The sequence below is a fragment of the Streptomyces sp. NPDC091416 genome, from assembly GCF_044756845.1.
GTDB lineage: Bacteria > Actinomycetota > Actinomycetes > Streptomycetales > Streptomycetaceae > Streptomyces.
Genome location: NZ_JBIVTU010000016.1, coordinates 141704 through 168527 on the forward strand (window position 1 = coordinate 141704; position 26824 = coordinate 168527).

Consider the following 26824-nt stretch of genomic DNA (forward strand, 5'->3'; position numbering starts at 1 on the left):
CCCCCACCGGACCCCGTCCGCGGACCGGCTCCCGGCCGCATGCCCTCCGAGGGCCCCCCGGGGGCCGGCCCTGGCCCCGGGACGGGCCGCCTCAGGACGGGGTGACCAGTCGGGCCTCGTAGGCGAAGACGGCCGCCTGGGTGCGGTCGCGCAGGCCCAGCTTCACCAGGATGCGGCTCACATGGGTCTTGATCGTCGACTCGGCGACCACCAGATGCGAGGCGATCTCCGCGTTCGAAAGGCCCTGGGCGATCAGGACGAGCACTTCCGTCTCGCGCTCCGTGAGGTCACCGATCTGGGCGAGGGCCGGCGGTCGCGGGGCCGCCGCGAGTTTGGAGAACTCGGTGATCAGGCGGCGGGTGACCGTGGGGGCGAGGAGGGCCTCGCCGGACGCCACCACGCGTACCCCGTCCGCGAGTTGCCGGGCCGAGGCGTCCTTGAGGAGGAAGCCTGAGGCACCGGCACGCAGCGCCTGGTAGACGTACTCGTCGAGGTCGAACGTGGTGAGGACCAGTACCTTCGCGTCCGCGTCCGCCGCGACGATCTCGCGGGTCGCCTCGATGCCGTTGAGCTCCGGCATCCGGATGTCCATCAGCACCACGTCGGGACGGAGCGCCGCGACCTGGGCGACGGCCTCCCGCCCGTTGACGGCCTCGCCGGCGACCTCGATGCCCGGCATCGCGTTGAGCAGCACCGAGAAGCCCTCGCGGACCATCATCTGGTCGTCGACGATCAGGACCCGGATCGGCGTACCGGCGGGGCCCGTCACGACTGCTCCTCGGCGGGCGCGTCGGACGGGGCGGCCTGCACGGGGATGAAGGCGGTGACCTCGTAACCGCCTTCCGCGGTCGTCTCGGCCGTCATCTCACCGTTCAGCATCGCGACCCGCTCCCGCATGCCCGTGATGCCGTGCCCGGCACCGGGTGAGGGCTTCGCCGGAGCGGTCGGCGGACCGTTGACGACGCGCAGCCCCAGACCGCCCAGCACATAGCCGATCTCGACCTTGGCAGTGGCGCCCGGTGCGTGCCGCAGGCTGTTGCTGAGGGCTTCCTGAATGATCCGGTACGCCGAGAGCTCGACGCCCTGCGGCAGCTCGCGGACCGCACCGGTCACGGTCTTCTCCGTCGGCAGTCCGGCCTCGCCGACATTGGCGAGGAGCCCGTCGAGCTCGGACAGGGTGGGCTGCGGGGCGTCCGGCGCCTCGTAGTCCTCGGCCCGTACGACGCCGAGGACCCGGCGCAGTTCGGTGAGGGCGGCGACGGCGTTCTCCCGGATCGTGAGGAAGGCCTGCTCCAGCTCGGGCGGCGGGTTCTCGACCCGGTAGGGGGCGGCCTCGGCCTGGATCGCGACGACCGACATGTGGTGGGCGACCACGTCATGCAGCTCGCGGGCGATGGTGGTGCGCTCCTCCAGCAGGGTGCGCCGGTCGCGCTCCACGGCGGTGACGGTGCGCTGCACGGTGACCTCGCGCTCCGCCTCGCGACGGATCTGCACCACGCTCACCAGAAGCAGCGCGAGCGCCGACGGCACCGCCATGGCGGTTGTGGGCGGCCCGGAGTTCCATCCGCCGGCGTTCTCCATGAGCGTGCCGAACAGCACGGTCAGACCCCACATCCAGGCCGCGGCACGCGGCCTGGTCCGCGCCGCGACGACGACCAGCACCACCAGGTGGGCGAAGTACGTGCTCGCCACCCACGGCCCGTCGGAAGTACCGGCGACCATGCTCACCGGCACGAGCGCCATCGACATCCAGAACGCCCCGACCGGCCGCACCAGCGTCATGCCGATACACACGGCGGGCAGCAGCCCGGACACGAGGACGCCGGCGTTTCCGCTCATGGAGAACCCCACCATGAAGGCGAACAGCGCGGCCGTCAGGACCACCGCGTGCGGCGTCCACTCGGCACGTGCCCGGAGCCGCTCGGGCAGCCTCCGCGTCAGTACCCCGTCGGTCCGCATCGGCCCCAGCGGGCGGTAGGCGAACGCGTCATGGATGAGGTCCTGGCGCAGGCCGCCTATCGCCCCTGCGGCCACCCGGTACTCCGGGCTTCTGGTCTTGGTCTCGGTCACGCTTCCACGGTAGGGGGAGCGGCGCCCCGGGTCGTCAGCAGTGATACGGATCCTGGGCCGTCCGTCGCAAGTACTACCGGGGTCCGCCGCGGCGCAGCCGGCACTGGTCCTACCAGGCCAGCTGGGCGATCTCCTCGGCGACCACCGCGCACGCGTCCGCCGCCGGGTCGATCAGCGGGAAGTGCCCGACGTCCGGCAGCAGCGTCAGCCCCACCGTCTCGCCCTCCTTCGCCGCGGCGTCCACGAACGCCTCCGAGACGGCCTGCGGCACGGTCAGGTCGGTGGTGCCCTGCACCACGGCCGTGGCGATCCCGGTGGGCAGCAGCAGGGCCGGATCGGCGTGTGCGGCGCGCTCGGTGAAGTCCTCCGCGCGCCCCAGGAACTGCCCGACCGCGCCGGAGCAGACATCGAGTCCGACGGCCGAGGCGAAGTCCGCGATCGGGGCGAGCGCGACCACTCCGCGCAGCGCGGGCGCACGCGGCAGCCGCCACGGCGAGCCCTCCGGCAGAACGTGCCGGGCAGCCGCCCACAGGGCCAGCTGCCCGCCCGCCGAGTGCCCCGTCACGACGGTCCGCCGGGCGTCCGCCGCGGGCATGTGCCGTCCCAGGAGCTCGGGCAGCGCGTCCATGGCCGCCGCGACGTCGTCGAAGGTCTCCGGCCAGCGCCCGGCGACGGGGCCGGAGCCGCGTTGCTGCGGGAGCTCGCTCCCGCGCCGGTACTCGACACTGGCGACGGCGAAACCGCGCCGGGCCAGGAAGTCCGCGAACGGCGACACATGGAGCCGGTCGTACGGTGCCCGCCAGGCCCCGCCGTGCAGGACGACCACGACGGGGGCGCCGGCCCGCCCGTCGCGCGGGGCGTAGAAGTCGATCACCTGGTCCGGGTGGCTGCCGTAGGCGGCGGACACATCGGGGGCGACCGCCGGATGCGAGAACGCGGACTCGGTCTCGGCCGCGTCCTGATCACGTGCGGCCTGATCACGCGCGGCCTGATCACGCGCGGCGGAATCCGACATGCTGCTCCAACCGTCCCTGTGCCCTGGCCAACTGGCTTGACCTGCGGGGACGGTATCAGTACCGGGGTGCCCGTTTCCCGGCGGCGGGTGATCCTGCGTCAGGCCCGGTCGGAGCAGTGGTAGTACGTGCCGTACAGCCCTCCCCTGAGATCACCGAAGAAGGGGACCCAGGGGCTCAGCCCGGACTCCTCCGCGGAGAAGGCCACCGGGTCGACGCGCGCGTACTCGTCCTGGATCCCGTCGGCGAAGCGGGCGAGCTCGGTGTACGGAGCGGGACCGGGGTACGGAGCGAGCTCGGGGTACGGAGCGGACCGGTCGACACCGGTCGCCTCGCGGGCCACCTCCAGCACCCGCCGGTGCAGCAGTTCCAGCAGGTGCCGGAGCGAGGAGAGGTCGGTGTGCACCGGGCGCAGATCACCCTCGAAGAGCTCCGTCTCGCCGGGGAGGGCGTGCACCGTGCCGTCGTCGAGGCCGAGGAAGAGGTACCAGCCCTGCACCGCGCCGAAGAGCAGAATGCTGCCGAACTCCTCCTCGATGATCACTACCTCGTCATCCAGGTCCACGATGGGCCGGCCGGCCACCACCGCGCAGCCGTCCGCGGCAAGAACCGGGGCCATCCAGAAGGGGCGTTGCGGAAAGCCGATGTCGCACAGCGCACGAAGATCCTCCGGGCGGTGCACCACGTCGTCGAGGACCTCGCGCGAGGCCCGAACATGGCCCGAACGGTCGTACCCGTCCTCGCCGCCACCGTCCTCGACATCGAAGAGCATCCGGTGCCACCCCCTGGCCGTCGACCGTCGTCGCGGCCTCTGTGTCAGTCCGGCGACCGGGGCGAGCCGGTCGCCGGACTGATCCGGCAGCCTACGCCGCCGGAGCGGCGGAAGCGGTCAACACGTCCGCAAGCACCCGCGCCGCGCGTTCCGCGTCGGCGAACCCCACGTACAGCGGAGTGAAGCCGAACCGCAGCACGTCCGGCCGCCGCAGGTCCCCGACGACGCCGCGCGCGATGAGCGCGGCCATCACGGCTTCGGCGTCCTCGCACCGCAGTGCGACCTGGCTGCCGCGTTCCCCGTGGGCGGCCGGGGTGACGGAGGTGACCCGGCCCTCGGGGGCGTACGCGGCGACGCACTCCAGGAAGAAGTCCGTCAGCGCCAGCGACTTGGCCCGCACCGCGTCGATCCCGACCCCGTCCCAGACGTCGAGGGACGCCTCCAGGGCCAGCATGGACAGGATGTCGGGGGTCCCGACCCGGCCCCGTACGGCACCGTCCGCGGGTGTGTACCCGGGGGTCATCGCGAACGGGTCGGCGTGCGACGTCCATCCCGGCAGGGGCGAGTCGAAGGCTGCCTGATGCCGTGCGGCGACGTACAGGTACGCGGGCGAACCGGGGCCGCCGTTGAGGTACTTGTACGTGCAGCCGACCGCCAGGTCCACCCCGTGCTCGTCCAGTCCGACGGGCAGCGCGCCCGCGCTGTGGCACAGGTCCCAGACGACGACCGCGCCCGCGGCGTGCACCGCGGCGGTGAGACCGGGCAGGTCGTGGAGCCGGCCGGAGCGGTAGTCGACGTGGTTGAGCAGCACGGCGGCGGTACGCGGGCCGAGCGCGCCCGGTACGTCGGCGGGGGCGACCGGCACGATCCGGTGGCCGGTCATGCGCGCCGCCGATGTGGCGATGTACCCGTCGGTGGGGAACGTGGAGGCGTCGACCAGGATCTCGTCGCGGCCCTCCGGAGCCAGCCGGGTCGCGGCGACGACGGCCTTGAAGACGTTCACGCTCGTCGAGTCGCCGACGACGATCTGGCCGGCCGCCGCACCGACGAGCGGGGCGATGCGGTCGCCGATCCGCTCCGGGGCGGTCCACCAGCCGCTCTCGTCCCAGGACCGGATGCGCAGCTCGCCCCACTCGCGGGTGAGGACCTCCTGCACCCGGGCGGGCACATGCCGGGGCAGCGCGCCGAGCGAGTTCCCGTCCAGGTAGACGGTGTCGTCGAGGGTGAAGAGCTTCCGCAGCGGCGCCAGCGCGTCCGCGGTGTCGAGCGCGTGTGCGCGCTCCTGGAGGTCAGACATGGCTGCGGGCCGTCCAGAGCTCGGGGAACACGTTCTTCGTGGCGCGCTTCTCCAGCCAGGCGACCCCGGCGGACCCACCGGTCCCGGTCTTGGAGCCCATCGCCCGCCGGGTGGCGACGAGGTGGTCGTTGCGCCAGCGCCACACGAGTTCGCCCACGTCGGTGAGCGCCTCGCCGAGCCGGACCAGTTCGTCGTTCTGGTCGGGGTTGGCGTAGATCTCCGCCCAGACGGCCTCGACCTCGGGCGACGGCTCGTACTTCTGGGTGAGGTCGCGGCCGAGCACGGCCCGGGGCACCGCGTGGCCGCGCCGGGCGAGCAGGGCGAGCGTCTCGTCGTACAGACCGGGCTCGGCGAGCGCCTTCTCCAGCTCGGCGTGGACGCGGGGCGCGCCCCGGTGCGGCACGAGCATGGACGCGGACTTGTCTCCGAGCAGGAACTCCATCCGCCGGTACATGGCCGACTGGAAGCCGGAGCCCTCGCCAAGCGCGGACCGGTAGGAGTTGAACTGGGCGGGGGTGAGCTGGGCGAGCGGCGTCCAGGAGGCGTTCAGCGCCTCCAGCTCCCGCAACGATCGTTTCAGCGCGTCGCGCGCGACATCCAGCCGGTCCTCGCGCAAGGCGTGCGCGGCGGTCTCCCACTCGTGGACGATGACGGTGAACCACAGTTCCATGACCTGGGTGGTGACCAGGAAGACCATCTCGCCGGGATCGTCCGAGCGGAGGTGCTGGAGGTGGGTCAGGACATCCGCCTGGACATAGTCCTCGTACGGAGTCGTTCCCGCGAAGTCGAGGTGCGGGGTCTGCGCACCGGTGGCTTCGGGGTCGGGGTGAATCGTAGACATTGCTGTCTCCTCGACACGAGCTTCCGGGTAGCGGTCCGCCCCCACCGTGAGGTGGTGGAGCTCCGGTCCCCTGCTCGCATCCTAAGCGGAGATCCGCAGGCCGCGACAGCCGCACGGGCCCCGCGGACGGCGATCGTCCACAGGGCCCGCAGGTGGGAGCGTCGGCTAGCCGAGGGTCTCGGCGGCGGTCGGCGAGGAGTCGCGCAGGAACGTCGAGCAGCGCTCGTACTCGTCCTGCTCGCCGATCGACTGCGCGGCGCGCGCGAGGCCGTGCAGGGCCCGCAGGAAGCCGCGGTTCGGCTCGTGCTCGAACGGTACGGGGCCGTGGCCCTTCCACCCGGCGCGGCGCAGGGCGTCCAGGCCGCGGTGGTAGCCGGTGCGGGCGTAGGCGTACGACTCGATGACCCGGCCGCCCTCGAACGCCTCGTCTGCGAGCTGCGCCCAGGCCAGCGAGGAGGTCGGGTACTTCGCCGCGACATCGGCGGGCGCGGTGCCGGCGGCGAGCAGCTCGCGCGGCTCCGGGTCGTCGGGCAGGTGGGTCGGGGCGGGGCCCCCGAGCAGGTTCTCGTGGATCGACATGGGTTCAAGTGTGCCTGCCGGCGCCGCCGCCCGGGGCACGCGGTGCGCACAATGCCGCGAAACGAGCGCCTCTAAGGCCTGTCGTGGGCTGGTTCCAGCGGAGGGCTCGTGACGCCGCAGTGCACGGTGCACTCCGGCTGTGCGGTGTCCTGCACCGCGGCCGGCGGCGTGCGCACGGTCGTCCACGCGATGAGGGCGCCGAGGACCAGCAGTCCGGCGCACATCGGCATGGCCCGCCGGAAGGCCGCGGCGAACTCCCCCGCGTCCTGGTAGGCCTCGGGCCCCATTCCGGCGAGCAGGGGCAGGGCGGCCACGGCGATCAGTCCGGCGGCACGGGCGGCGGCGTTGTTGATGCCGCTGGCGAGGCCGGCCCGGCCGGTGTCCACGGAGGCCAGGACGGTCGCGGTGAGGGGCGCCACCAGGGTGACCAGGCCGACGCCGAGGACCGCGACGGCGGGGAGCACGTCGCTCAGGTATCCGGTCACGGAACCGGACCCCGGACCCACGCGCAGCATCAGCAGCATTCCGGTGGCGGCGATCAGCGGACCGGCGGTGAGCGGGATGCGGGGACCGATCCGCCGGCCCAGTTCGCCGGAGGAGGCCGAGAACAGCAGCATCAGGACGGTGGTCGGCAGCAGGGCGGTGCCGGCCCCGAGCGCGGAGTAGCCCGCCACGACCTGGAGCTGGATGGCGGAGAGGAAGAAGAATCCGCCGAGCGCCGCGTACACGCAGAGGGTGACGATGTTGACGGCCGTGAACTGCCGGGACGCGAACACCGAAGGCGGCAGCATGGGGTCCGCCCGCCTTCGTTCGACCTGGACGAACAGGGCGCCGAGGAGCACTCCGCCGACCGCCGCACCGATCACGGCCGGGGAGGCTGCCTTCCCCGGCGCCTCGATCAGCGCGTACGTGACCAGCGCCAGCGCGAGGGCGGCCAGTGCGGCCCCCAGGACGTCGAAGCGGCCGTGCTCGTACGGATCCCGGGACTCCGGTACGTGGCGCAGGGCGACGGGCACACAGATCGCGGCGAGCGGCAGATTGAGCAGGAACACCCACCGCCAGCCCGGCCCGTCGACGAGCCATCCCCCGACGAACGGCCCGACGGCGGCGCCGACCCCGCCGAACCCCGACCACAGCCCGACCGCGCGGGCCCGGTCGTCCGGGTGGAAGCTCGCCTGGATCAGGGCCAGCGATCCGGGGGTGAGCAGGGCGCCGCCGACACCCTGGAGCGCGCGGGCGGCGATCAGCACCTCCGCGCTCGGCGCGAGGCCGCAGAGCAGCGAGGCGGCGGCGAACCACACCACGCCGACGACGAAGACCCGCCGCCGCCCGTACCGGTCACCGAGCGCGCCCCCGAGGAGGATCAGCCCGGCCAGGGTCAGCATGTAGGCGTTGACGGTCCACTGGAGCGCGGCCAGGCCGGTGCCGAAGTCCTCGCCGATGCGGGGCAGGGCGACGTTGATGACGGTGGAGTCGAGCATGGCCATGCTCGACCCGAGCACGGTGGTGAGGACGACCCAGCGCCCGGCGGTGGAGGCGACACGGATGCCGCCGGATTCAGCTGATCTCTCCGCCATGGCTTCAGCATCGTTGCCGGTCGGGCGCGTGGCCACTCGGCACACCCAAGCGGCCATGCAAGCCCTTCGTGCCCGTTCAGCCGCGGCCGGGCAGTTCAAGCCCCTCCGGCCCGTCCAGCCGCGGCCAGGCAGCTCAAGCCCCTCCGGCCCGTCCAGCCGCGGCCAGGCAGCTCAAGCCCCTCCGGCGATTGAGGAGCGGGGTCCGGGGCAGCGCCCCGAAACCTCCCGCGCCACTGCGCCCCCGTGCCCCCGAGACCCCCCGCGCCACTGCGCCCCCGCTCCCCCACGGCCGCTACGCGGCCCCCCGCACCGCCTCCACTCCCCGGATCAGCGCCTCCACCCCCGCCACCACCTTGCTCCGCGCGCACCCCACGTTCAGCCGTACGAAGCCCTCCGCCCCGTACACACCCCCCGGCATCACCGCGACGCGCTCCCGTTCGACCAGCACCCGCTGGAGCGCCTCGTCGTCCTTCACGCCCGCCCGGCGCAGGTCGATCCAGGCCAGGTACCCGGCCTGCGGCGGCTCCCACTCCAGACCCGGGAACGCCGCGTTCAGCCGCTCCGCGACCAGCGCCAGGTTCCCGGCGACATACGCGCGTACGGCATCCAGCCATGCCGCGCCGTCCCGGTACGCCGCGATGTGCGCGGTCAGCGAGAGCACCGCCGGTGAGGCGAGACCCTCCGCGGTCTCCATCCGGCGCAGGTACTCCGTCCGGTCCTCCGCGCGGCCGACGATCCCGTACGAGCCGGTCAGCGCCGGGAAGTTGAACGCCTTCGAGGCCGAGGAGATCAGCGCCCAGCGCCCGTCACCCCCCACCCGCGTCCACGGCACGTGAACGCGGCCCTCGTGCACGAAGTCCGCGTGGATCTCGTCGCTGATCACGGCGACCCCGTGCCGTGCCGCGAGCGAGGCCATCTCCGCGAGCTCCGCCTCCGTCCACACCCGCCCCGACGGGTTGTGCGGCGAACAGACCACGAGGACCTTGCTGTCCTGACGCGCGAGCTCCCGCTCCAGCGCCTCCGTGTCCCCGAGGCCCACACCGCGCAGCTCGCGGCCGAGTCCGGTGACCGCCTTGCGGAAGCCGTCGTACGTCGGGGTGTGGACGACCACGCCGTCGCCCTCGGCCGTCCACATCTGGAGCAGTTGCGACAGCTGGCTCAGCACGGAGGGCCCGTACACCAGCCGGCCGGTGTCGATCACGGTGTCGTACCGGGTCGCGAACCAGTGGGCCACCGCCGGGCGGAAGTCGCCCAGCCGCCAGTCGGTGTAGCCGAACACGCCGTGGTCGAGCCGGGCCCGCAGGGCGGCCAGCACCTCGGGGGCCGTCTCGAAGTCCATGTCCGAGATGGTGAACGGCAGCAGCCCGTCCACCCCGAACCTGTCCGCGACCCCGTCCCACTGCACACTCCACGTGCCGCGGCGGTCGATGACGGTGTCGAAGTCGTAGGACGTGCTCACAGCTGCTCCCTCAGATCATTCCTGCCGGGTACGGACACGCCATGGGCCCGGCACCCCAAGGGGTACCGGGCCCGGGCAGACATCCGTACGGGATTACTTCAGCTTGGTGCCGGTGGACCGCAGGTTGACGCAGGCCTCCGTGACGCGCTTGGCCATGCCGCCCTCGGCGGACTTGCCCCAGCTGCGCGGGTCGTAGACCTTCTTGTTGCCGACCTCGCCGTCGACCTTCAGCACGCCGTCGTAGTTGCGGAACACGTGGTCCACGATCGGGCGGGTGAAGGCGTACTGGGTGTCGGTGTCGAGGTTCATCTTCACGACGCCGTTCTCCAGCGCGGTGGCGATCTCCTCGGCGGTGGAGCCGGAGCCGCCGTGGAAGACGAAGTCGAACGGGGAGGTCTTGCCGTACTTGGCGCCAACACCCTCCTGGAGGTCCTTGAGGAGCTCGGGGCGCAGGACGACGTTGCCCGGCTTGTAGACGCCGTGCACGTTGCCGAAGGACGCGGCCAGCAGGTAGCGGCCCTTCTCGCCCAGGCCGAGCGCCTCGGCGGTACGCAGCGCGTCGTCGACGGTCGTGTAGAGCTCGTCGTTGATCTCGTGCGTGACGCCGTCCTCCTCGCCACCGGTCGGGGTGATCTCGACCTCAAGGATGATCTTGGCGGCGGCGGCCTTGGCCAGCAGCTCCTGGCCGATGGCCAGGTTGTCGGCCAGCGTCTCGGCCGAGCCGTCCCACATGTGGGACTGGAACAGCGGGTTCAGACCCTTGGCGACGCGCTCCGCGGAGACGTCGATCAGCGGACGGACGTACGTGTCCAGCTTGTCCTTGGGGCAGTGGTCGGTGTGCAGCGCGACCGTGATGTCGTACTTGGCGGCGACGATGTGCGCGAACTCGGCGAGGGCAACGGCGCCCGTGACCATGTCCTTGTTGTACTGGCCGCCCAGGAACTCCGCCCCACCGGTGGAGATCTGAACGATGCCGTCGCTCTCGGCCTCGGCGAAACCGCGCAGCGCAGCGTGCAGGGTCTGCGTCGACGTCACATTGATGGCCGGGTAGGCGAACTTGCCTGCCTTCGCCCGGTCGAGCATCTCGGCGTAGACCTCGGGGGTTGCGATGGGCATCTGTCCGCTCCTTGGGATGTGCGGGTGTGCGTTGCTGGTTCCCTGACCTGGGGGCGACGTCATCGTCGCCCCCATCTTCCCAGACTCTCGTCCCGGCTCCACCCCGCGTACTCCCCCAGCGTTCCGGGTGCCCCGCGCCGGACAGACGACAAGGGGGGTCGGTTTCACGTGAAACCGACCCCCCTTGAGGGAAACCGCAGGTCAGGCCAGGTCGAGGTCCGGGACCGAGTAGACGTGGACGTACGGGAGGCCCGCCTCGGCGATGGCCGGAGCCGCGCCCCGCTCCACGATCACGGCGACGGCGACGACCTCGCCGCCCGCCTCGCGCACCGCCTCGACGGCGGTCAGCGGCGAACCGCCGGTCGTCGAGGTGTCCTCGACGACCAGGCAGCGGCGGCCCTTGACCTCCGTGCCCTCGATCCGGCGCTGCATGCCGTGGGCCTTCTGCGCCTTGCGCACCACGAACGCGTCCAGCTCCTGCCCGCGGGCGGCGGCGGCGTGCAGCATCGAAGTGGCGACCGGGTCGGCACCCAGCGTCAGCCCGCCCACGCAGTCGTAGTCCAGCTCCGCGGTCGCGTCGAGCATGACCTGACCGACCATCGGAGCGGCCTTGCCGTCCAGCGTGATGCGGCGCAGATCGATGTACCAGTCGGCCTCGAGACCGGAGGAGAGAGTCACCTTGCCGTGAACCACGGCCTTGCCCTTGATCTGCTGCAACAGCTCAGCGCGTACGTCAGTCATGGCTACGAGGATAAGGCCGACCGGCCCCGCACCCGCTCGGGACCACCGCGCTCAGAGCGTGCGCCAGCTCCACGTCGTCGCGATCTCCAGGGGTTCGATCGGGGTGACGTAGCGGGGAGCGGTGTTCAGGCCGTTCGGCGGACCCGACTGCGGCTCCACACAGACCGCCTCGTCCTGCTCGTCGTAGACCACGACCCACTCGGTACGGCTCTTCACCGTGAGCTCCAGCCGCTCCGGCCAGGTGAGGGTCACGTCGACGCCGTCGGGCATGCCGAAGCAGTCGTCCCACGGTCCGGCCAGGGGAGGGATCCGTCGACCGGTCGGCAGATGGTTCTCCTGCCACGCGGCGTCGAAGTCGATCCGGACGTCCCCGCCGGCCCCGAGGTTGCGCCGGAACCACGGATGCCAGCCGGCCTGGGCCGGGAAGGAGTCCCCGTACGTCTCGACGCCGAAGGCCAACGTCAGTGAGGACTCCGTCAGTTCGAAGGTCTGCGTCACCCGGCCCTGGTACGGCCAGGGGTCGGTCAGGTCGTAGTAGAACGCGGCGTCCGTCCCGCTCCGCCGCGCCGTGCGCCAGGCCGTGTCACGGCCCGTGCCGTGGATGGCGTGCGGCGGGGCGGTCAGCGGCAGCTGATGCAGCACGCCGCCGTCCCGGAACTGCCCGTTCTCGGTCCGCCCGCACCACGGCACCATCGGGAAGCAGCCGTAGCGCTCCCCCTGCCGCAGCAGTTCGGTACCGCCGATCCGCAGGCTGCTGATACGACAGCCGTTGGCGGGGTTCACGGTCAACTCTGCCTCGCCGACGGACAGCCGGACGTCCTTCTCGCTGCTGCTCACACGACGACCCTACTGGCGCGGCTACCTCCGGCGCCGCAGCGCCCGGCCCACCACCACCGCGGAGGCGAGGGCGAGTGCGGCCGCGGGGGCCACCCAGCGGAGCGTGGCGCCCGCACCGCTCGCATCGGGTGACGGGACGGGGGCGTACCGGCCGCGCGGCGGCGCGTGGTCGACCTCCTCCGCACTGCGGCCGATCATGGTGCGCCGGGCATGGGCGGCCTCGGCGGGCGGCCCGTCCGGGACGGTGAACTCGATCCCGGCCACCGGGTCCATCGACGACGGCGGCACCGGGGTGTCGAAGACGGAGGCCCGCTCCGGCGGCTGCTCCCCGGCCGGCGGCTCGTCCGCAGCCGCGTCGTGCGGGGCCGGGGCGTCACCGGCCCGCGAGGTGTCCGCTTCCTCGGCGGCCTCCTCCAGCGCCTGCTCCACGGCTTCGCCGACGGCCTGCTCCTCGGCGGTGACAGCTGCGGCGGCGGCCTCGCCCGCGTCCTGCACGGCGTCCCGCACCTCATCGCCCGAAGACCCCGCGTCCCCGCCCTCGGCCCCCGCGTCCCCGGAGAGGGACTCCGTGACCAGCTGCTGGGCGAACCGGTCCAGCAGTCGGTGCGCCGCCGACAGCGCCGCTGCCGGGTCCAGCTCCAGCAGCCGGCCGTCGCCGCCCACCGTGCCCTCGAAGACGATCGCCGTACCGCCGTCGCGCGCGGTGAGGCGGATGGCCAGGGCCAGCTTCGCCGAACCGCTGCCGCGCGCCTCCGTGCCCTCGCCCGCCACGGCCACCCCGTGCGCGGCACCGGGCAACGGGGTGAGCCGCAGCGCGCCCCGGTACGTGATGGTGTGGCCGCCGGCCCGGACCTTGAGCCGGCCGGCCAGCGGGCCCGCGGACGCGTCGGCGTCCTGCTGGAGCCCGGGCACACAGCGCGCGACCCGGGCAGGATCGCCCAGCGTCCGCCGAAGGGCCGGGACCGGAACCGGAACGAACACCTCATGCTCCATGGAAACCGAGCCTACTCAGCCCCGGCCACCGCGTCAGCGCTTCCGCATCCCCGAAGGCCCCGCCACCGGCCTGCCGCGCACCGTTCACCGTTCCTCCCAGTACCGCGGATGGACCAGCGTCGACGGCGCCCGGCCCCGCAGCCGCCCGGCCTCCGCACGCCGCCCCGCGTCCCGCAGCGCGGAGCCGGTCAGGAACCGCAACGGCGGCGCCCCGGCGTCCAGACCCAGGGCGGGTGACTCGGCCGGTCCGGCCAGCACGAACCCCCAGCCGTGGACCTCGGCCTTCCGGCCCGTGGCCCGGTCGGGACCGGCCGCGGATCCGGCGTACCGCCCGCTGATCCGATAGGGGCGCGTGTGCAGTCCGGCCGCCCGCATGGACGCCTCGACCGTCCAGTACGTGCGCGGCCGGCTCACCGCCGGCCCTCCGTGCACCACCAGCCGGCCGTCCGGTGCCAGGGCCCGGGCGACCAGTCCGTAGAACTCCGCCGAATAGAGCTTCGCGCTGGCCGAGATCCCCGGGTCCGGCAGGTCCGCGATCACCACGTCGTAGCGGTCGTGCGCCGTCCGCAGCCAGCTGAACGCGTCCCCGGTCACCGCCCTCGTCCGCGGATCCCGGTACGCGTGTGCGTTCAGCTCGGACAGCGCCCGGTCGGTACGGGCCAAGCGGGTGACGGCGGGGTCCAGCTCCACCACGGTCACGCTCCGCGCGTCCGGGTAGCGCAGCACCTCGCGGGCCGCCAGGCCGTCCCCGCCGCCGAGGACCAGGACCCGGGCGTGCGGCCCGTTCATCGCCGGGTGCACCAGCGCCTCGTGGTAGCGGTACTCGTCGCGGGAACTGACCCGCAGCCGCCCGTCCAGGTAGAGGTCCAGCGAGCCGCGGTCCGATCCGGTCAGCACCACTTCCTGGACCTCGGTCTGCATCGCGACCCGCACCTGATCGCCGTAGACCGCCCGCCGCGCCGCCCGCTCGAAGTCGTCGGCCAGCACGGCGGCCGTGGCGAGCACGGCGATCACCAGCACGTTGGCGGTGACCAGCAGCCACCGGGAGCGGGCGGTGAGATCCCGCCGGAACAGCCACAGGACCAGGGCCCCGCCGGCCGCCGCGTTGACCGTCCCGGTGAACAGCGCGCCCGACAGCTGGCCGAGCATCGGCAGCAGCAGGAACGGGAACGCCAGCCCTCCGACCAGCGCGCCCACGTAGTCGGCGGCGAAGAGATCGGCGACCGCCCCGCCCGCGTCCTGCCGGTCCACCCGCTGGATCAGCGTCATCAGCAGCGGGATCTCCGCGCCGATCAGAATGCCGATCGCCAGCGAGAACCCGACCAGGGCGTACCGCGACTCCCCGATCCAGGCGAACGACGCGTAGAGCACCAGTGCGGAGGAGCCGCCGACCAGGGCGAGCGCCGCCTCGATCAGCCCGAAGCCGACCGCCGCACGGCTGCGCAGCCGTTTCGCGAGCAGCGAGCCGATGCCCATGGCGAACACCATCACGGACAGCACGACGGATGCCTGGGTGACGGAGTCACCGATCAGGTAGGAGGCGAGTGCGACCAGTTCGAGCTCGTACACCAGCCCGCAGGCGGCGCAGATGAAGACAGTGGCCAGCACGAGGTACCGGCCGGTCCTCGGTCGCACGGGAAGCCGCGCCGCGCCCCCACGCAGCGGCACCTGCTGGTCGATCATGCCGCGAACGCTACGTCACTGAAACGTCGCCGCTTGTCACCCACAAGGGTGTAATCGGCGTATTTCCAACGGAGTTGGCGCCGGTCACAGCACCGCCGCCGCCGGCATCCGCACACCCACCCGGGTCCGCGTCACCACCAGCCGGCCCTCCTGCGGGTACGCGTGCCAGGTGCGCCACCGCACCTGGCCCTCGGTCCGCTGGGCCAGCATCGCGGTGAAGGCGTGCGGGCTCCCCGGGAACGTCCCGGCCAGGCCGTGGGGATGGTCGGCGACGAGCGCCAGCAGTTCCTGCGCCCGGCCCGCGAAGGAGCCCGCGCTGAGCGTCTCGACGCGCGCCGCGAACTCGTACTCCCAGTCCCCCAGCCGCTTGGAGACGCCTAAGGGCAGCGGGGTGCTGCTGCCGGGCATACAGGCGACGGTTTCGGAGCAGCTGCCCTCTTCCTCCTCCAGAAGTACCTGATGGGAGGCGCCGAGCAGCCGCAACTGCAGTTGTGCGCCGGCGAGCCCGAGATCGAGGACGGCCAGCGCCGGGAGCGGTTCACGCCCCAGCGCCCAGGCCAGATCGGCGGCACGGGTGTCGGAATAGGCCGTATGAAGGGTCGTGAGCATGGGTCGGCTCCGCAAAACACACATGGACACGTGGACAGGGGGCGCCCCGACGTGGTGCACGTGGGAGGTGGGAGGCGCCCGATCAGGCCCAACTGGGGTCCGAGGGCTGAATGTTCTCTCCACCGAGGGAATCACGAACTACGCCGCACTCGCAGCGTTTTTACCCAACTTGGCGTGGTTTCCATCCCCTCGGGGGCCTGCCGGTTCAGGTGTTCACCGGGAATGCGCCGCACGGCCCAACAAAAAGGCGCCCGGCGGGACTTAGAGGCTCCTCCTCATCCCGCCGGGCGCCCGGGCCGGCCACCCCGGCCCGGCCGCGGACCAGCTGCCCCGTGTCAGCTGCCTCCGCCGCATCCACCCCCGCCGCCACCGCACGACGAACCGCCGCCGCACGAGTGACCGCCCGAGTCGCCGCCACCGTCTCCGCCCGCCCACGAGCTGCCGCCACCACCGCCACCCGCGCCGCCGGACCTGCGCCGCCCGGCCGTCGACCGGCCGCGGTTGCCCGCACTCACCAGCGCCGAAACGAGGATCACGACCACGGCCACGAACACCGCTATGCCCACACTCATCACGGACCCCACGTCCTTCCGTCCCCCGAAGCGAAAGTCCCCCGCTCCGTACCGATTCCCGCGTGTCAGGGGGATGCCCCCGTCCCCGTACGGCCAAAGCAGACTTGAGCAACTCCAGAGCTTCCGCGCAGGATGGCGGTCATGACACAGGGACGACCGCTGCTCAACCGCCGCCTCGCCGAGTTCGGCACGACGATCTTCGCGGAGATGTCCGCGCTGGCCGTCCGCACCGGCGCCATCAACCTCGGCCAGGGCTTCCCCGACACCGACGGTCCCGAGGAGATCCGCGAGGCCGCGGTCCGTGCCCTGCGCGCCGGGCACGGCAACCAGTACCCACCGGGGCCCGGCGTACCCGAACTGCGCACCGCGATCACGGCCCACCAACAGCGCCGCTACGCCCTGGCGTACGACCCCGACACCGAGGTCCTCGTCACCGCGGGCGCCACCGAGGCCATCGCGGCCACGCTGCTGGCGCTCCTGGAGCCGGGGGACGAGGTCGTCGCCCTGGAGCCCTACTACGACTCGTACGCCGCCTGCATCGCCATGGCGGGCGCCACCCGCGTCCCCGTAACCCTGCACTCCGAGCCGTCCACCGGCACCTACCGGCTGGACCTCGACGAACTGCGCGCCGCCGTCACCCCCCGCACCCGGCTGCTGCTGATCAACACCCCGCACAACCCCACCGGCACCGTCCTGACCCGCGAGGAACTCGGCGCGATCGCCGGGCTGGCGTGCGAACGCGATCTCCTCGTCGTCACCGACGAGGTCTACGAACACCTGGTCTTCGAGGGCGAACACCTGCCGCTCGCCGGCTTCCCGGGGATGCGCGAGCGGACGGTCACCATCAGCTCGGCCGGCAAGACGTTCTCCTTCACCGGCTGGAAGGTCGGCTGAGTCAAGGCTTCTTCGCCTGCCTATTCAGATTGTGGGGCGGAAACCCAGGTACACCCTCTAGCCGACTCACTATTCTGAATCCCAAACGACGTGCACTTGCCGAAAGCGCTTGATTCCCGAGCGCGCGCCCTAGGAAATTCCAAACACCGTGCATCCCCCAGCATGTGGCCTACGTCTTCTACTGTCCTACCTGCAACCGGGGATCACGCGGCTCACTCGCCCACTTGGAGATCCCCCGACCCCAGGAAGGAACCACGTGCAGCAGACGCTGATGTACGTGATCATCGCGGTCCTCGCGGCGCTTGTCACCGCTCTTGCCGGCAGCTTCGTGGCAGTAGTCGAGGGAGGGCGCCCCACGTCGGCCCTCAAGGCAGGAGCATTCACCTTCGCCGGCTCCCTGACGCTGCTCATCGTGGTCATGGACGCCCTGGGGGTGGTGGGCTCATGAGCGACACGGGTGCCCGTCCAAGGCGCGTGCAGGCCGAGGATCTCCCCTCTCTCAACAAGGTGCTCCTACACCGCAGACACCTCTCGCGGCCGATGAACGCCCACGACGCGACTCGCTTGGTCCTCGGGCTGCTGTTCCTGAGCCGGAAGGCACACGCCGCTCCAGGCACCGGCGTCCCGACATGGTCGTGGTTGATGAGTCAGTCGGCAGCGGGCGATTCGGGAATCCGCGCTGCCGTGAGCAAGTGTCTGGCCCACTGGCTCCCCACAATCGACGCTCAGGGCACCGACGCTGGCACGCGGACTCTTATGCCCATTCCGCCCCCTCGTTCCGATGAGCACCTGCACGCTCTCATCCAAGCCATTGGCTCCACCCAGCGGGTCGGCCCCCTGCTCGACCAGTGCCTGCGGGACCTCTCGGCGGACCAAGCAGACGGCAGCCGCTACTTCACGCCCATTGACATGGCACGTCTCATGGTCGGCGCAGCCGTACCCCGCGACAGGCACCGAGTGCTGGACCCTGTCTGCGGTTCAGGGGGCCTGCTCGTCGAGAGTCACCGCTACGTCCACGACCGCGTCGAGGCGGACCCGGCCATGTCGTTGCAGGGAAAGGAGCAACACGCCGACACCTCGCAGGTGGCTCGCATGAACTTCGCCGTACGAGGGATCAACGCCGACGTCTCTCCGCCCGGGGACAGCCTCGCGGAGCCCGAACGCGAGCCCCATGACATCATCCTGGCCAACCTCCCCTTCAACCAGCGCGACTGGGCGCCGGAGGACCAGACGAAGCAGAGCGCCCGCCGGTCAGCTTCCCGGGTTCCTACCGATCCCCGGTGGCCGGAGGAACCGCCGTCCCGCGGATCCGCCAACTCCGCGTGGATTCAACACATCGCGCACGCACTGGCTCCGGCCGGACGCGCCGCCTTCCTGATGGCCGACATCGTGGCCAACACCCGGCAGCCCATCACCCGAAGGCTCCGCGAGCGCCTCCTGCGAGACGACCTCGTCGAGTGCGTGATCGCTCTGCCGCCCCGCGTGTTCGGTCACACCGAGACAACCGCCTGCTTGTGGGTACTCAACAAGGACAAGAGGTCGCGTGCTGGCTGGGGCATCACGGACCGCCGCCGACAAGTGCTCTTCATCAATGCGCGGCGAGCCTTCGAGCAGGTCCCCAACTCAAGAGCGCGCAGGCTGGGCGAGAAGAACGTTGCACTGATTCTGGACACCCTCGCAGCGTGGCGTGGCCTTTCCGAGGACGGCACCGCGGTCCCGCCGTACAAAGACGAGACCGGATGGTCCCGAAGCTGCTCCATCAAGGAGATCGCCGACCACGAGTACAGCTTGATGCCAACCTCGTACGCCGTGGAGCCTCCCAGCCCCGAACGCGACACGCGGAGCCGGATCGACGAACTCAAGCTGGAACTGGCTGATTCCTTCGACCGGATGCGTGATCTGGAACTCCGGCTGCTGGACGTCTTGGAGGAGATCTGATGGAAGCCGACACTCACCAGACCGACTCGGATACGGCGGCTTGGCCGACCACCTCCATCGCGATGGAGCAATTCCGCAGGGATATCTACACGACCTGTGGCGCCGTCGACGACAAGGCATCCGACCAAGCGCCAGGAGTAGTCGGCTCCGAGTTCGTCCGAGATGGCAGGATCCTCTCACCTCGCATGAATCAGTACGTGTCGGGCGGCCCTCCGGCCACCCGCGCCCTCAGGCAGGGCGACTTGGCCGTCGTACTCGTCAGGCGGGTGGGCGAGTCCGCGCTGGTCACCTCGGAGCACGCAGGATGGCCGGCGACCAGGTCGATCGGTATCCTCCGCGCTGAGCCGTACATCGTGCGATGGCTGCGCATCTGGCTGCAGACGTCCACGGCTAAGGCCCGGATCGACGAGGACGTGACGGCACACGTCGAGCCCACCATCAGCCTCGACACCCTCCGCCGCATGCTGTTTCCGCTCCCCCCGCCGGACGTTGTCGCCGCATATGACCGAGCCTTCGGCCTCATCGAGGAGATGGCCTCCCTCTACGAGAGGAGCGCGCGCCAGGCTGTGGCACTGGCCGACGCCCTCCACGACGACTGGGCGTCGGCGGAACCTTCCTGGGAAACACGGCTACTGGCCGAGGTCGCCAAATCGAAGACAGGCAAAGGCGCCGAAAGCTCGCTCCCTCCTCTGCAGCCAGGGCCCACAGTCGATGCGATCGCTCCGACCGACCTCTTCGACCTCCCCGTGCCCCACGTGGAAAATTTTCGCCTGCTGAGCCCAGCAGACGCCGGCCAGGCGCATCCTTCCGGCACCTTCATGCTGAGCACCCGTCCCGACGGCGCGCACATCGCTGTGACGCGCCGCCCGGCGACAGCTCTCAGGAGCGTCGTCGCGGTGCGCCCCATCGAGGACACGGACAGTTGGTGGCTGCTTCACGAACTCAGAAGCAGGAGCGGCGAGATCATGCAGACTGCGCAGGGCCGGAACGCACGGGAGATCTCCGCCCTCGCCCTCAAGCGCCTGAGAGTCACCTGGCCAGACCAGTACACGCGCACCGCCTTTCACAGGATGGCCGAGCCCCTGCACGCCACGGCGCGGCTCCTTGTCTCCAAAATCGCGACGGTGCACAACCTGCGGGACGCGCTCCTACGCGATATCTCGGCCAAGGCCGGTGTTCTCCGGGAGCCGGCAGCACGGCAGCCGGGAGAGGAGGGCGCTCTCGCTCCTCTCCCCACTGCCGTCCCCGCACCACGCGGGGGGGGTAGGAGCGGCCATGAGTCAGGATGGGCCCCAGAGACTCGACGGGTACCCGAGTGAGAACGGTGGAGACATGAGCACCAGGCCACTGATGAACCGAAGGCTGGACGGACTCGGGACAACGATCTTCGCGGAGATGTCGGCACTGGCCACCGCGATGGGCGCGATCAACCTGGGCCAGGGCTTCCCCGACACCGACGGCCCCGAGGAGATCCGCGAGGCCGCCGTCCGCGCCTTGCGGGACGGCAAGGGAAACCAGTACCCACCCGGCCCGGGGGTTCCGGAACTGCGCGCTGCGATCTCCGAGCACCAGCAGCGCTTCTACGATCTCCCCTTCGACCCCGATACCGAGGTCCTGGTCACCGCCGGCGCCACCGAGGCCATCGCCGCGACCATGCTGGCCCTCTTGGAGCCGGGCGACGAGGTGATCGCCTTCGAACCCTTCTATGACTCCTACGCCGCCTGTATCGCCATGGCTGGCGCGAAGCGCGTGCCGCTCACCCTGCGCGCCCCATCCTTCCGCCCGGATCTGGATGAGCTCCGGGCCAAGATCACGCCGCAGACCCGTCTGCTGCTCCTCAACACCCCGCACAACCCGACCGGGATGGTCCTCTCCGCCGAAGAGCAGGACGCCATCGCCGCACTCGCCGTCGAGCACGAACTGCTCGTTGTTACCGACGAGGTGTACGAGCACTTGGTCTACGAGGACACGCATCGCCCCATCGCGGCCTTGCCCGGCATGCGCGAGCGAACCGTCTCCATCTCATCCGCTGGCAAGACCTTCTCGTTCACCGGATGGAAGGTTGGCTGGGTCACGGCGAACGGCCCGCTCGTCTCAGCGGTCCGGACCGCCAAGCAGTACCTGACCTACGTCACCTCGGGTCCTTTCCAGTACGCGATCGCCAAGGCCCTCCGACTGCCTGACTCGTACTTCGACGGCTTCCGCGCCGACCTGCGACGCAAGCGCGACCTGCTCGGCAACGGGCTGCGCGCGGTCGGGTTCGAGGTCTACCAGCCTCAGGGCACGTACTTCATCACCACCGACATCACGCCCTTGGGCGAGAAGGACGCCTACGCCTTCTGCCGCGCCCTTCCCGAACGCTGTGGCGTAGTGGCCATCCCCAACTCCGTGTTCTACGACGCCCCGGACGTCGGCCGTAGCCAAGTCCGGTTTACCTTCTGTAAGAGGGACGACGTCCTCCACGAGGCTGCCAGCCGACTCCAACGCTTGGCATCCTGAACTCACGACTCCTTTGTCCCGGATGAGGGTGGACCGCCGGTCCAGTCGGCACGGATGGTGTTTGTTCCAGGCCGGAGCGTCGGGCTGACGTGGCTTCGGGCGGTCGCAACAGGGCCCAGGGGGGGATTATCGACTCCCTGATTACTCCCGGCGAGATACCGGTCGCTGACCGTGGAGTTCTCTGGCACTGGGCGCGAAAGGTCGCGATTAGCCCCATAGCCCCCATGGGAATATGCGTTCGGTCAATTCTGGCTGATGAGGTGAGAAAACAGGCCACATTCCGACCTTTCTGCTCGCCAGCACTCAACTCGACAGCAGCATGGGCAGGCTCGAACAGCGCACCGCGCTGCGGAATGGCAGCGCCTGGGGAGGGAGGGTTGGTGATTCACGAGTGGCCACCGTCCACATTTCTTGGCCGGCTGCGGGGCACGACGCGGGAAGAACTCCTGAGCCAGGGCACCCCGATGAACTATCCCCCTCATCGCGCCCTACTTCAGCAGGGCGAGGAGAGTCGCCACGTCCTGCTAATCACGAGCGGTGTCGTGAAGGTCGTGGCCAGTGCGGAGAGCGGTTACGACATGCTGCTCGCCATCCGGATAGAAGGCGACCTGGTCGGTGAGATGGCGGCCTTCGAGGAGCGCCCCAGGTCCGGCACGGTGGTCGCGTGCAGTGACGTGACCGCGCGGATCATCCAGGTGCGGGCGCTGGAGACCTTCCTCTCCCGACATCCGGACGCCATGAGGGCCGTCCTCCACATGCTGTGCGCCCGGCTGCGCGGGGCCAACCGACGCCGGATCGACTTCCAAGCCTACGACTCGCTGACCCGGCTGGCCCGGGTTCTGGCCGAGTTGTGCCAGTCCTACGCCCAGCCCGTGCCGGGCAGCGACGGCAAGCGGTGCGACCTCGGCGTGACGCTGACACAGAAGGAACTCGCGTCACTGGCCGGCCTGAAGCTCAACACGGCTGAGAAGAGTCTCGCCATGCTGACAGCTCAGGGACTGGTGGAACGCAGTTACCGAAACATAACCATCTGTGACGTTCCGAAGCTGCTCGAATTCGCCAAAGTCGTTGCTGACAACCCGTACTGATACGGAATCACTTCGAGCTATCCCTCCTAGCCTCTGGGTCAGCACTTCGTGGGCATTCTCTGCCCATCGCCTGCCCAGAGAGGAACTGATCGGGTGGCTGCGTGGCCTGACTTCTATCCCTGCACCTGCATAGCCGTGGACGCACAAGCCTACGGAAGCAACAACGACCGCAGGCAGTCCGAAATCCAGCACGATCTGCCGCGGCTTCTCGACCGCGCCGCCAGGGGTGCCGGCCTGGACCGCGCGCAGTGGCAAATCCAGCGTAAGGGCGACGAGCAGCTGGCGGTGCGGCCCGTCGATGGCAAGGAACCGCGTCTGGTCGACGACTACATCCGCCATCTCGTTGCCGAGCTGCGCGAGTACAACGCTCAGCGAGTTCCCGAGGCCCGCATGCGGCTACGGGCTGTCATCCACCAGGGACTGGTGGAGCTGGCCGACAATGGTTTCGCCGGCACGGCCGTGGTGGCCACGGCGCGCCTGCTGAACGCGCGTCCGCTCTACGACGCCCTGGCCACCCACCCCGGGGCCGACCTGGCACTGCTGTTGTCCGACGAAATCTTCCGGTCCACGGTGGCGGGTAGCCACACGACCCTGACTCCCGAGGACTTCACCCGCGTCACCGTCCAGGTGAAGGAGTACGAGGCCACGGCCTGGCTGCGCGTGCCCGTCCTCGGCGCACCCGCCGTCACCGCACACGAGCTCAGGACCGCGGAGACGAGGAAGCCCGCGGACCCGGCGGCGGGGGAACCCACGACGATCCGGCCCGAACCGGCCGCCACGGGCGGATCCAGCGGGATGGGGATCAGCAACGAGTACCGGGCCGACAAGATCAATGTCACTAATGTCGCCGGCCCCGTGGATGCCCGGGGCGCCGTCTTCGGCTTCGGGAGCGCCGGTGGCTGACGAACCGGGCCCGGACGACGGGCTGACCGAACCGCCCGTGCTCGCTCCTGACAAGGACGTCGTGCCGCCCACGCCGGTCGATGCCGACGGGGCGCCGGAGGCCGGAGAGGACGCCCTCGGTCTAGGTGCCGGACCTGACGTGGCTCGCGAGCAGCGTCGGGAGGCGGACGAACGCGAGGAGGACGATCGGGGTTACAACGATCTGAGTCGCGTACACCAGCTCGTCAACAACAACTTCTACGGCGTCGTCGACGCCTCCGGAGCGGCGTTCGGCTTCGACGGCGTCTCATCCCCTGGTCTCGCCCCCGGCACCATCGAGCCCGAGGAGACGATCCGCGCCCTGCGGTTCTATGTCCCCCCGCAGCCCTGCTTCGACGAGGCGCTCGGCAAACTGCGCGAGGACGCTCTCGTCGTGCTGACCGGTGAGGGCAACTGCGGCCGGGGCGCAGGCTCCCTCGCTCTGCTCAGGGAGATCCTGGGCAAGGAGGCCAGACTGCGCAGCCTGTCGCCCGCCAACGCTCTCGCCGAGCTGGCCGTGTCGCGGGACCTCAAGCCGGGGCAGGGGTACGTCATCCTCGACTACGTCGGCGAGCTGCATGTCGAGGCCGTGCAGACGTACGCGATCGGGCGGCTGAGCGAGGAACTGCGCCGCAAGGGGTCGTACCTGGTGATCACGGCGGGCGGCACGACCCATCGGCGGCTGGCGCTGCGGGACCACTGTGTGACGTGGCGGGCCCCGGATCCCCTGGAGTTGTTCGAGCGTTGCAGGGGCCTGTTGCCGCACGCCGGCCTCGCGCCGGACACCGAGCAGGAGCTGCGGAAGCGAGTCAGCGAACAGCGGCGGCCGGCGGACGTCGTCGCGGCAGCCGTGGTCTTGTCCCGGGAGGGCACGGAGAAGGCGCTGGACACCTTGCGGGACCGGTGCCGGGAGGTGGTCCAGGAGTTGTTCCGCAAACAGCCGTCCTCGGACGACCTGATCCCGCTCGCGGCCCTGGCCTTTCTGGAAGGCATCCCGGAGCGGACCTTCGAGAAGGAGTGTGCCGCACTCGCCGCCCACGTGCGCAACTGGGAGCAGAGCGGTGGGACACCGGTCGCGGAGTCGGACGACGAGACCAGGACGGCGTTGAGCGGTGCGGTGGCCCAGCAGTCCAGGGCCCGGTGGAAAGAGCGGGCGATGGGGCTCGTGACGATCGAGCACCGGCCCGGGCCGGACCGGAACGCCGGGCGCAGCGAGCGCCGCCTGGTCTTCACCGAGCCGCGGGTCCGCGAGTTCGTTATCGCGGAATTGCACGACCTGTACGGCTACGAGCTCTGGTACCCGCTGCGTCAATGGCTGGGTGAGCTGGCCTTGCTTGGTGACCTGGACACCCGCACGGAAGTGGCTCGCAGCGTCGCGCTTCTAGCCCGGCACGCGCTCGTCGATGTCGACGAGAACATGTTGAAAGCGTGGTCCGAAGGGCTTACCAACCAGCGGGTGACCGCCGCGCTGGCACTGCATTTCATGTGCGACATCGATCATCTCGCGCCGCAGGCCCTGAACATTGCCTTGAGCTGGACGGACAACAGGGGGCCGGGCCGGGCCGTGACGGCGGCCATGGCATTGACGGGCCGCCTGGGCTCCCTCTATCGCCTAGAGGCGCTCAACTGGCTCTGCTTCCTGACGCAGCGCGGGGAGCGAATCGCGTTCTCGGCCTACCGTTCGCTGGTCCTGCTGCTGCAAACCGCCGAGCAGGACCCAGAACGCGTGCTATTCATCCTCCGGTACGTACGGACCGTGATCGCCAAGGCGGCGCAGGGGTCCCGAGAGCGGTCGATCGCGCTGCGGATCGCTGTTCAGTTCCTGGAAGCCGCCCGGCTGGAGGCCCCTGAACCCGTCACTGCAGGGCTCCTGCGCACCGTCCCGGACAGCGCCCGTCACCTCGGGTTTCTGTGGGCGGATGTCCTGCGCAGCGGTAACCGGAGCAGGGCAGTCAGCGCGTTGTGCCGGACGCTGGTACAGCTGCGGGACGATCCGTCCGTCACCGGTGCCGTACGCGAACTCGGCGAGGCCATGCGGCACGCCATGAACGGGCGCCAGTGGGCCGCGCTGTGCCACCACCTGTCCATCGCCCTGAAGCACCCCGACTATGCGATCCCCGGTGCCCGGGAACTGGCGCAGGTGCTCCTCGGATCGCTGCGCGGCCGACCGCTGGCGGACTCCCGGCGCAGCGCGTCCCTCGTATCCACTCCGCCCTTCCCTTCCGTTCAAGGAGGCCGAAGCAAGTGAACTACCCGGTCATTGCCGAGCACATTCTGCCCACGGCCCAGAGCGCCTGGTGGTCTCGGCGTCGCCGTCGCGACGACGTGCCGCATCTGCCGCCCGGCGCGGTTTACGTCTTCAGGGTCGGCGGGAGCTACCGCCTATTTCCCGAGGGCATGGTGTTCGATCCATCTCACCCCGACGTGTTCGACGCCTCCTCGGTCAGCCTGGTCGACACCCGGGCGCGCCTGGTCGAGGTGCAGCGCACGCTCCCGTCGGTGAGTGAGGCGGACAAGTTCACGTTGCGGGCGTCCTTCACCTGCCAGGTGACCGACCCGACCGTGATCGCCCGGCAGGGCATCATCGACGTCACCGTTCCGTTGCGCGCCTACCTGATGGGCGACGGTGACCTGCCAAGGGTGAGCGCCGGGCACCGCGTGGAGGAGGTGAACGCGGTACGGACCGAGGTCAACCACCGTATGACCGCCTACAGCGTGATTGTGCCGCCGCGGGTTGCAGGCATGAGCGTGGAGTTCGTCAGCGCCGAGGCGCACGCGTCGGACGACCTGCGGGACTGGGAGCAGAAGCTGCGCGACGAGCGGCGCTCCTGGGAGCTCCAGCGTGGGCAGCGAGACTTCGAGACCCAGGACGCACTCCGGATCGCGGAGCTGCTCTCACAGGGATCCGACCACGTGGACGCCTTCGGCATCGCCCGGAAGGAGATCGACGTCATCGAGGCGGCGGCCCGTATCCACCGGACCACTGAGAAGAATTCTGCCCGCCGTCACGAAGCCGAGACATCGGACCGGGACCACGCGCAGGCGCGGGAGATGACGGAAGCGCAGATGCGCCGCGACATGCTGCTGACGCTGTTGCGCCAGATGGGCGGCAGCGAGTACGGCGTCGACTATCACCAGGTGCTGGAACAGGTCCTGCGGGAGACCGGCGGCCAATCCGCATCCGGGGTCGGAACCGCTGCCGACACCGCCCGCATGGTCGAGCCGGGACCGGCGCGTCCCGGGCGCATGGAAACGGGCCGGGACGGCTCGCGCGACCCGCAGGGTGGTTTCGTCAAGGATGAGGGCGATCTCGTTGACTGACTTC

At 70.6% G+C, this 26824-nt stretch carries 23 protein-coding genes and 1 pseudogene; 9 read left to right on the top strand and 15 right to left on the bottom strand.

The annotated features are described in order from the left end of the window. Positions 1–91 precede the first annotated feature (91 nt). The 15 genes from ACIQMX_RS35630 to ACIQMX_RS35700 form a co-directional block, all read right to left on the bottom strand. Positions 92–769, bottom strand: coding sequence for a response regulator transcription factor (locus ACIQMX_RS35630; RefSeq protein WP_363075131.1), 678 nt, complete (start codon positions 767–769; stop codon positions 92–94). After that, positions 766–2070 carry a sensor histidine kinase gene (locus ACIQMX_RS35635; RefSeq protein ID WP_402484328.1) on the bottom strand — a complete coding sequence of 435 codons (1305 nt, stop codon included), beginning with the start codon at positions 2068–2070 and terminating at the stop codon, positions 766–768. The genes ACIQMX_RS35630 and ACIQMX_RS35635 overlap by 4 nt, the downstream gene beginning before the upstream one ends. 109 nt (positions 2071–2179) lie before the next feature. After that, positions 2180–3085, bottom strand: coding sequence for an alpha/beta hydrolase family protein (locus tag ACIQMX_RS35640; RefSeq protein ID WP_402484329.1), 906 nt, complete (start codon positions 3083–3085; stop codon positions 2180–2182). 98 nt (positions 3086–3183) lie between these two features. Beyond that, on the bottom strand, positions 3184–3855 hold the full coding sequence (locus ACIQMX_RS35645; RefSeq protein WP_402484331.1) for an SUKH-4 family immunity protein: 672 nt from the start codon (positions 3853–3855) through the stop codon (positions 3184–3186). A 91-nt stretch (positions 3856–3946) separates the two neighbouring features. Further along, on the bottom strand, positions 3947–5152 hold the full coding sequence (gene kynU, locus ACIQMX_RS35650; protein WP_402484333.1) for a kynureninase: 1206 nt from the start codon (positions 5150–5152) through the stop codon (positions 3947–3949). Beyond that, the gene (locus tag ACIQMX_RS35655; protein WP_363075121.1) at positions 5145–5993 is read right to left on the bottom strand and encodes a tryptophan 2,3-dioxygenase family protein; all 849 of its coding nucleotides are present in this window, start codon (positions 5991–5993) and stop codon (positions 5145–5147) included. The genes kynU and ACIQMX_RS35655 overlap by 8 nt, the downstream gene beginning before the upstream one ends. A 165-nt stretch (positions 5994–6158) precedes the next feature. Then, the gene (locus ACIQMX_RS35660; protein WP_328894897.1) at positions 6159–6572 is read right to left on the bottom strand and encodes a DUF3151 domain-containing protein; all 414 of its coding nucleotides are present in this window, start codon (positions 6570–6572) and stop codon (positions 6159–6161) included. A gap of 71 nt (positions 6573–6643) precedes the next feature. Continuing rightward, the gene (locus tag ACIQMX_RS35665; RefSeq protein ID WP_363075119.1) at positions 6644–8149 is read right to left on the bottom strand and encodes an MFS transporter; all 1506 of its coding nucleotides are present in this window, start codon (positions 8147–8149) and stop codon (positions 6644–6646) included. 292 nt (positions 8150–8441) lie between these two features. Then, on the bottom strand, positions 8442–9608 hold the full coding sequence (locus tag ACIQMX_RS35670) for a MalY/PatB family protein (protein ID WP_402484336.1): 1167 nt from the start codon (positions 9606–9608) through the stop codon (positions 8442–8444). Positions 9609–9701: 93 nt separating this feature from the next. Continuing rightward, positions 9702–10724, bottom strand: coding sequence for a class II fructose-bisphosphate aldolase (fbaA, locus tag ACIQMX_RS35675; RefSeq protein WP_402484337.1), 1023 nt, complete (start codon positions 10722–10724; stop codon positions 9702–9704). 201 nt (positions 10725–10925) lie between these two features. Beyond that, entirely contained in the window at positions 10926–11465 is a 540-nt protein-coding gene (gene pyrE / locus ACIQMX_RS35680; RefSeq protein ID WP_402484339.1) for an orotate phosphoribosyltransferase, read from the bottom strand. Between the two features lie 51 nt (positions 11466–11516). Beyond that, positions 11517–12302 carry an aldose 1-epimerase gene (locus tag ACIQMX_RS35685; protein ID WP_402484341.1) on the bottom strand — a complete coding sequence of 262 codons (786 nt, stop codon included), beginning with the start codon at positions 12300–12302 and terminating at the stop codon, positions 11517–11519. Positions 12303–12323: 21 nt separating this feature from the next. After that, positions 12324–13295 (bottom strand): SRPBCC domain-containing protein, encoded by a 972-nt coding sequence (locus ACIQMX_RS35690; protein WP_363075111.1) that lies wholly within the window; start codon positions 13293–13295, stop codon positions 12324–12326. A gap of 84 nt (positions 13296–13379) precedes the next feature. After that, positions 13380–14978, bottom strand: a complete 1599-nt coding sequence (locus tag ACIQMX_RS35695) for a polyamine aminopropyltransferase (protein WP_363075109.1) — start codon at positions 14976–14978, stop codon at positions 13380–13382. Between the two features lie 84 nt (positions 14979–15062). Continuing rightward, the gene (locus ACIQMX_RS35700) at positions 15063–15587 is read right to left on the bottom strand and encodes a DUF2617 family protein (RefSeq protein WP_363075107.1); all 525 of its coding nucleotides are present in this window, start codon (positions 15585–15587) and stop codon (positions 15063–15065) included. 713 nt (positions 15588–16300) lie between these two features. Between ACIQMX_RS35700 and ACIQMX_RS35705 the strand changes: the two are divergent. From ACIQMX_RS35705 to ACIQMX_RS35745, 9 genes and pseudogenes are all read left to right on the top strand, one after another. After that, positions 16301–17050, top strand: a pseudogene (locus tag ACIQMX_RS35705) (aminotransferase class I/II-fold pyridoxal phosphate-dependent enzyme); the annotation flags it as partial. A 259-nt stretch (positions 17051–17309) separates the two neighbouring features. After that, on the top strand, positions 17310–17501 hold the full coding sequence (locus ACIQMX_RS35710) for a hypothetical protein (RefSeq protein ID WP_402484343.1): 192 nt from the start codon (positions 17310–17312) through the stop codon (positions 17499–17501). Then, the gene (locus tag ACIQMX_RS35715; protein WP_402484345.1) at positions 17498–18991 is read left to right on the top strand and encodes an N-6 DNA methylase; all 1494 of its coding nucleotides are present in this window, start codon (positions 17498–17500) and stop codon (positions 18989–18991) included. The genes ACIQMX_RS35710 and ACIQMX_RS35715 overlap by 4 nt, the downstream gene beginning before the upstream one ends. Beyond that, entirely contained in the window at positions 18991–20310 is a 1320-nt protein-coding gene (locus ACIQMX_RS35720) for a hypothetical protein (RefSeq protein ID WP_402484347.1), read from the top strand. Before ACIQMX_RS35715 ends, ACIQMX_RS35720 begins: the two co-directional genes overlap by 1 nt. Before the next feature lie 13 nt (positions 20311–20323). After that, positions 20324–21490: a pyridoxal phosphate-dependent aminotransferase gene (locus ACIQMX_RS35725; RefSeq protein WP_402484349.1), complete on the top strand. Its 1167-nt coding sequence runs from the start codon at positions 20324–20326 to the stop codon at positions 21488–21490. A gap of 464 nt (positions 21491–21954) precedes the next feature. Continuing rightward, positions 21955–22578, top strand: coding sequence for a Crp/Fnr family transcriptional regulator (locus ACIQMX_RS35730; protein WP_402484351.1), 624 nt, complete (start codon positions 21955–21957; stop codon positions 22576–22578). Positions 22579–22671: 93 nt separating this feature from the next. Further along, the gene (locus ACIQMX_RS35735; protein ID WP_402484353.1) at positions 22672–23481 is read left to right on the top strand and encodes a hypothetical protein; all 810 of its coding nucleotides are present in this window, start codon (positions 22672–22674) and stop codon (positions 23479–23481) included. Beyond that, a complete protein-coding gene (locus tag ACIQMX_RS35740; protein ID WP_402484355.1) occupies positions 23474–25747 on the top strand; it encodes a hypothetical protein in 2274 nt (757 codons plus the stop codon). The genes ACIQMX_RS35735 and ACIQMX_RS35740 overlap by 8 nt, the downstream gene beginning before the upstream one ends. Continuing rightward, positions 25744–26820 (top strand): hypothetical protein, encoded by a 1077-nt coding sequence (locus ACIQMX_RS35745; RefSeq protein WP_402484357.1) that lies wholly within the window; start codon positions 25744–25746, stop codon positions 26818–26820. The genes ACIQMX_RS35740 and ACIQMX_RS35745 overlap by 4 nt, the downstream gene beginning before the upstream one ends. Positions 26821–26824 lie beyond the last annotated feature (4 nt).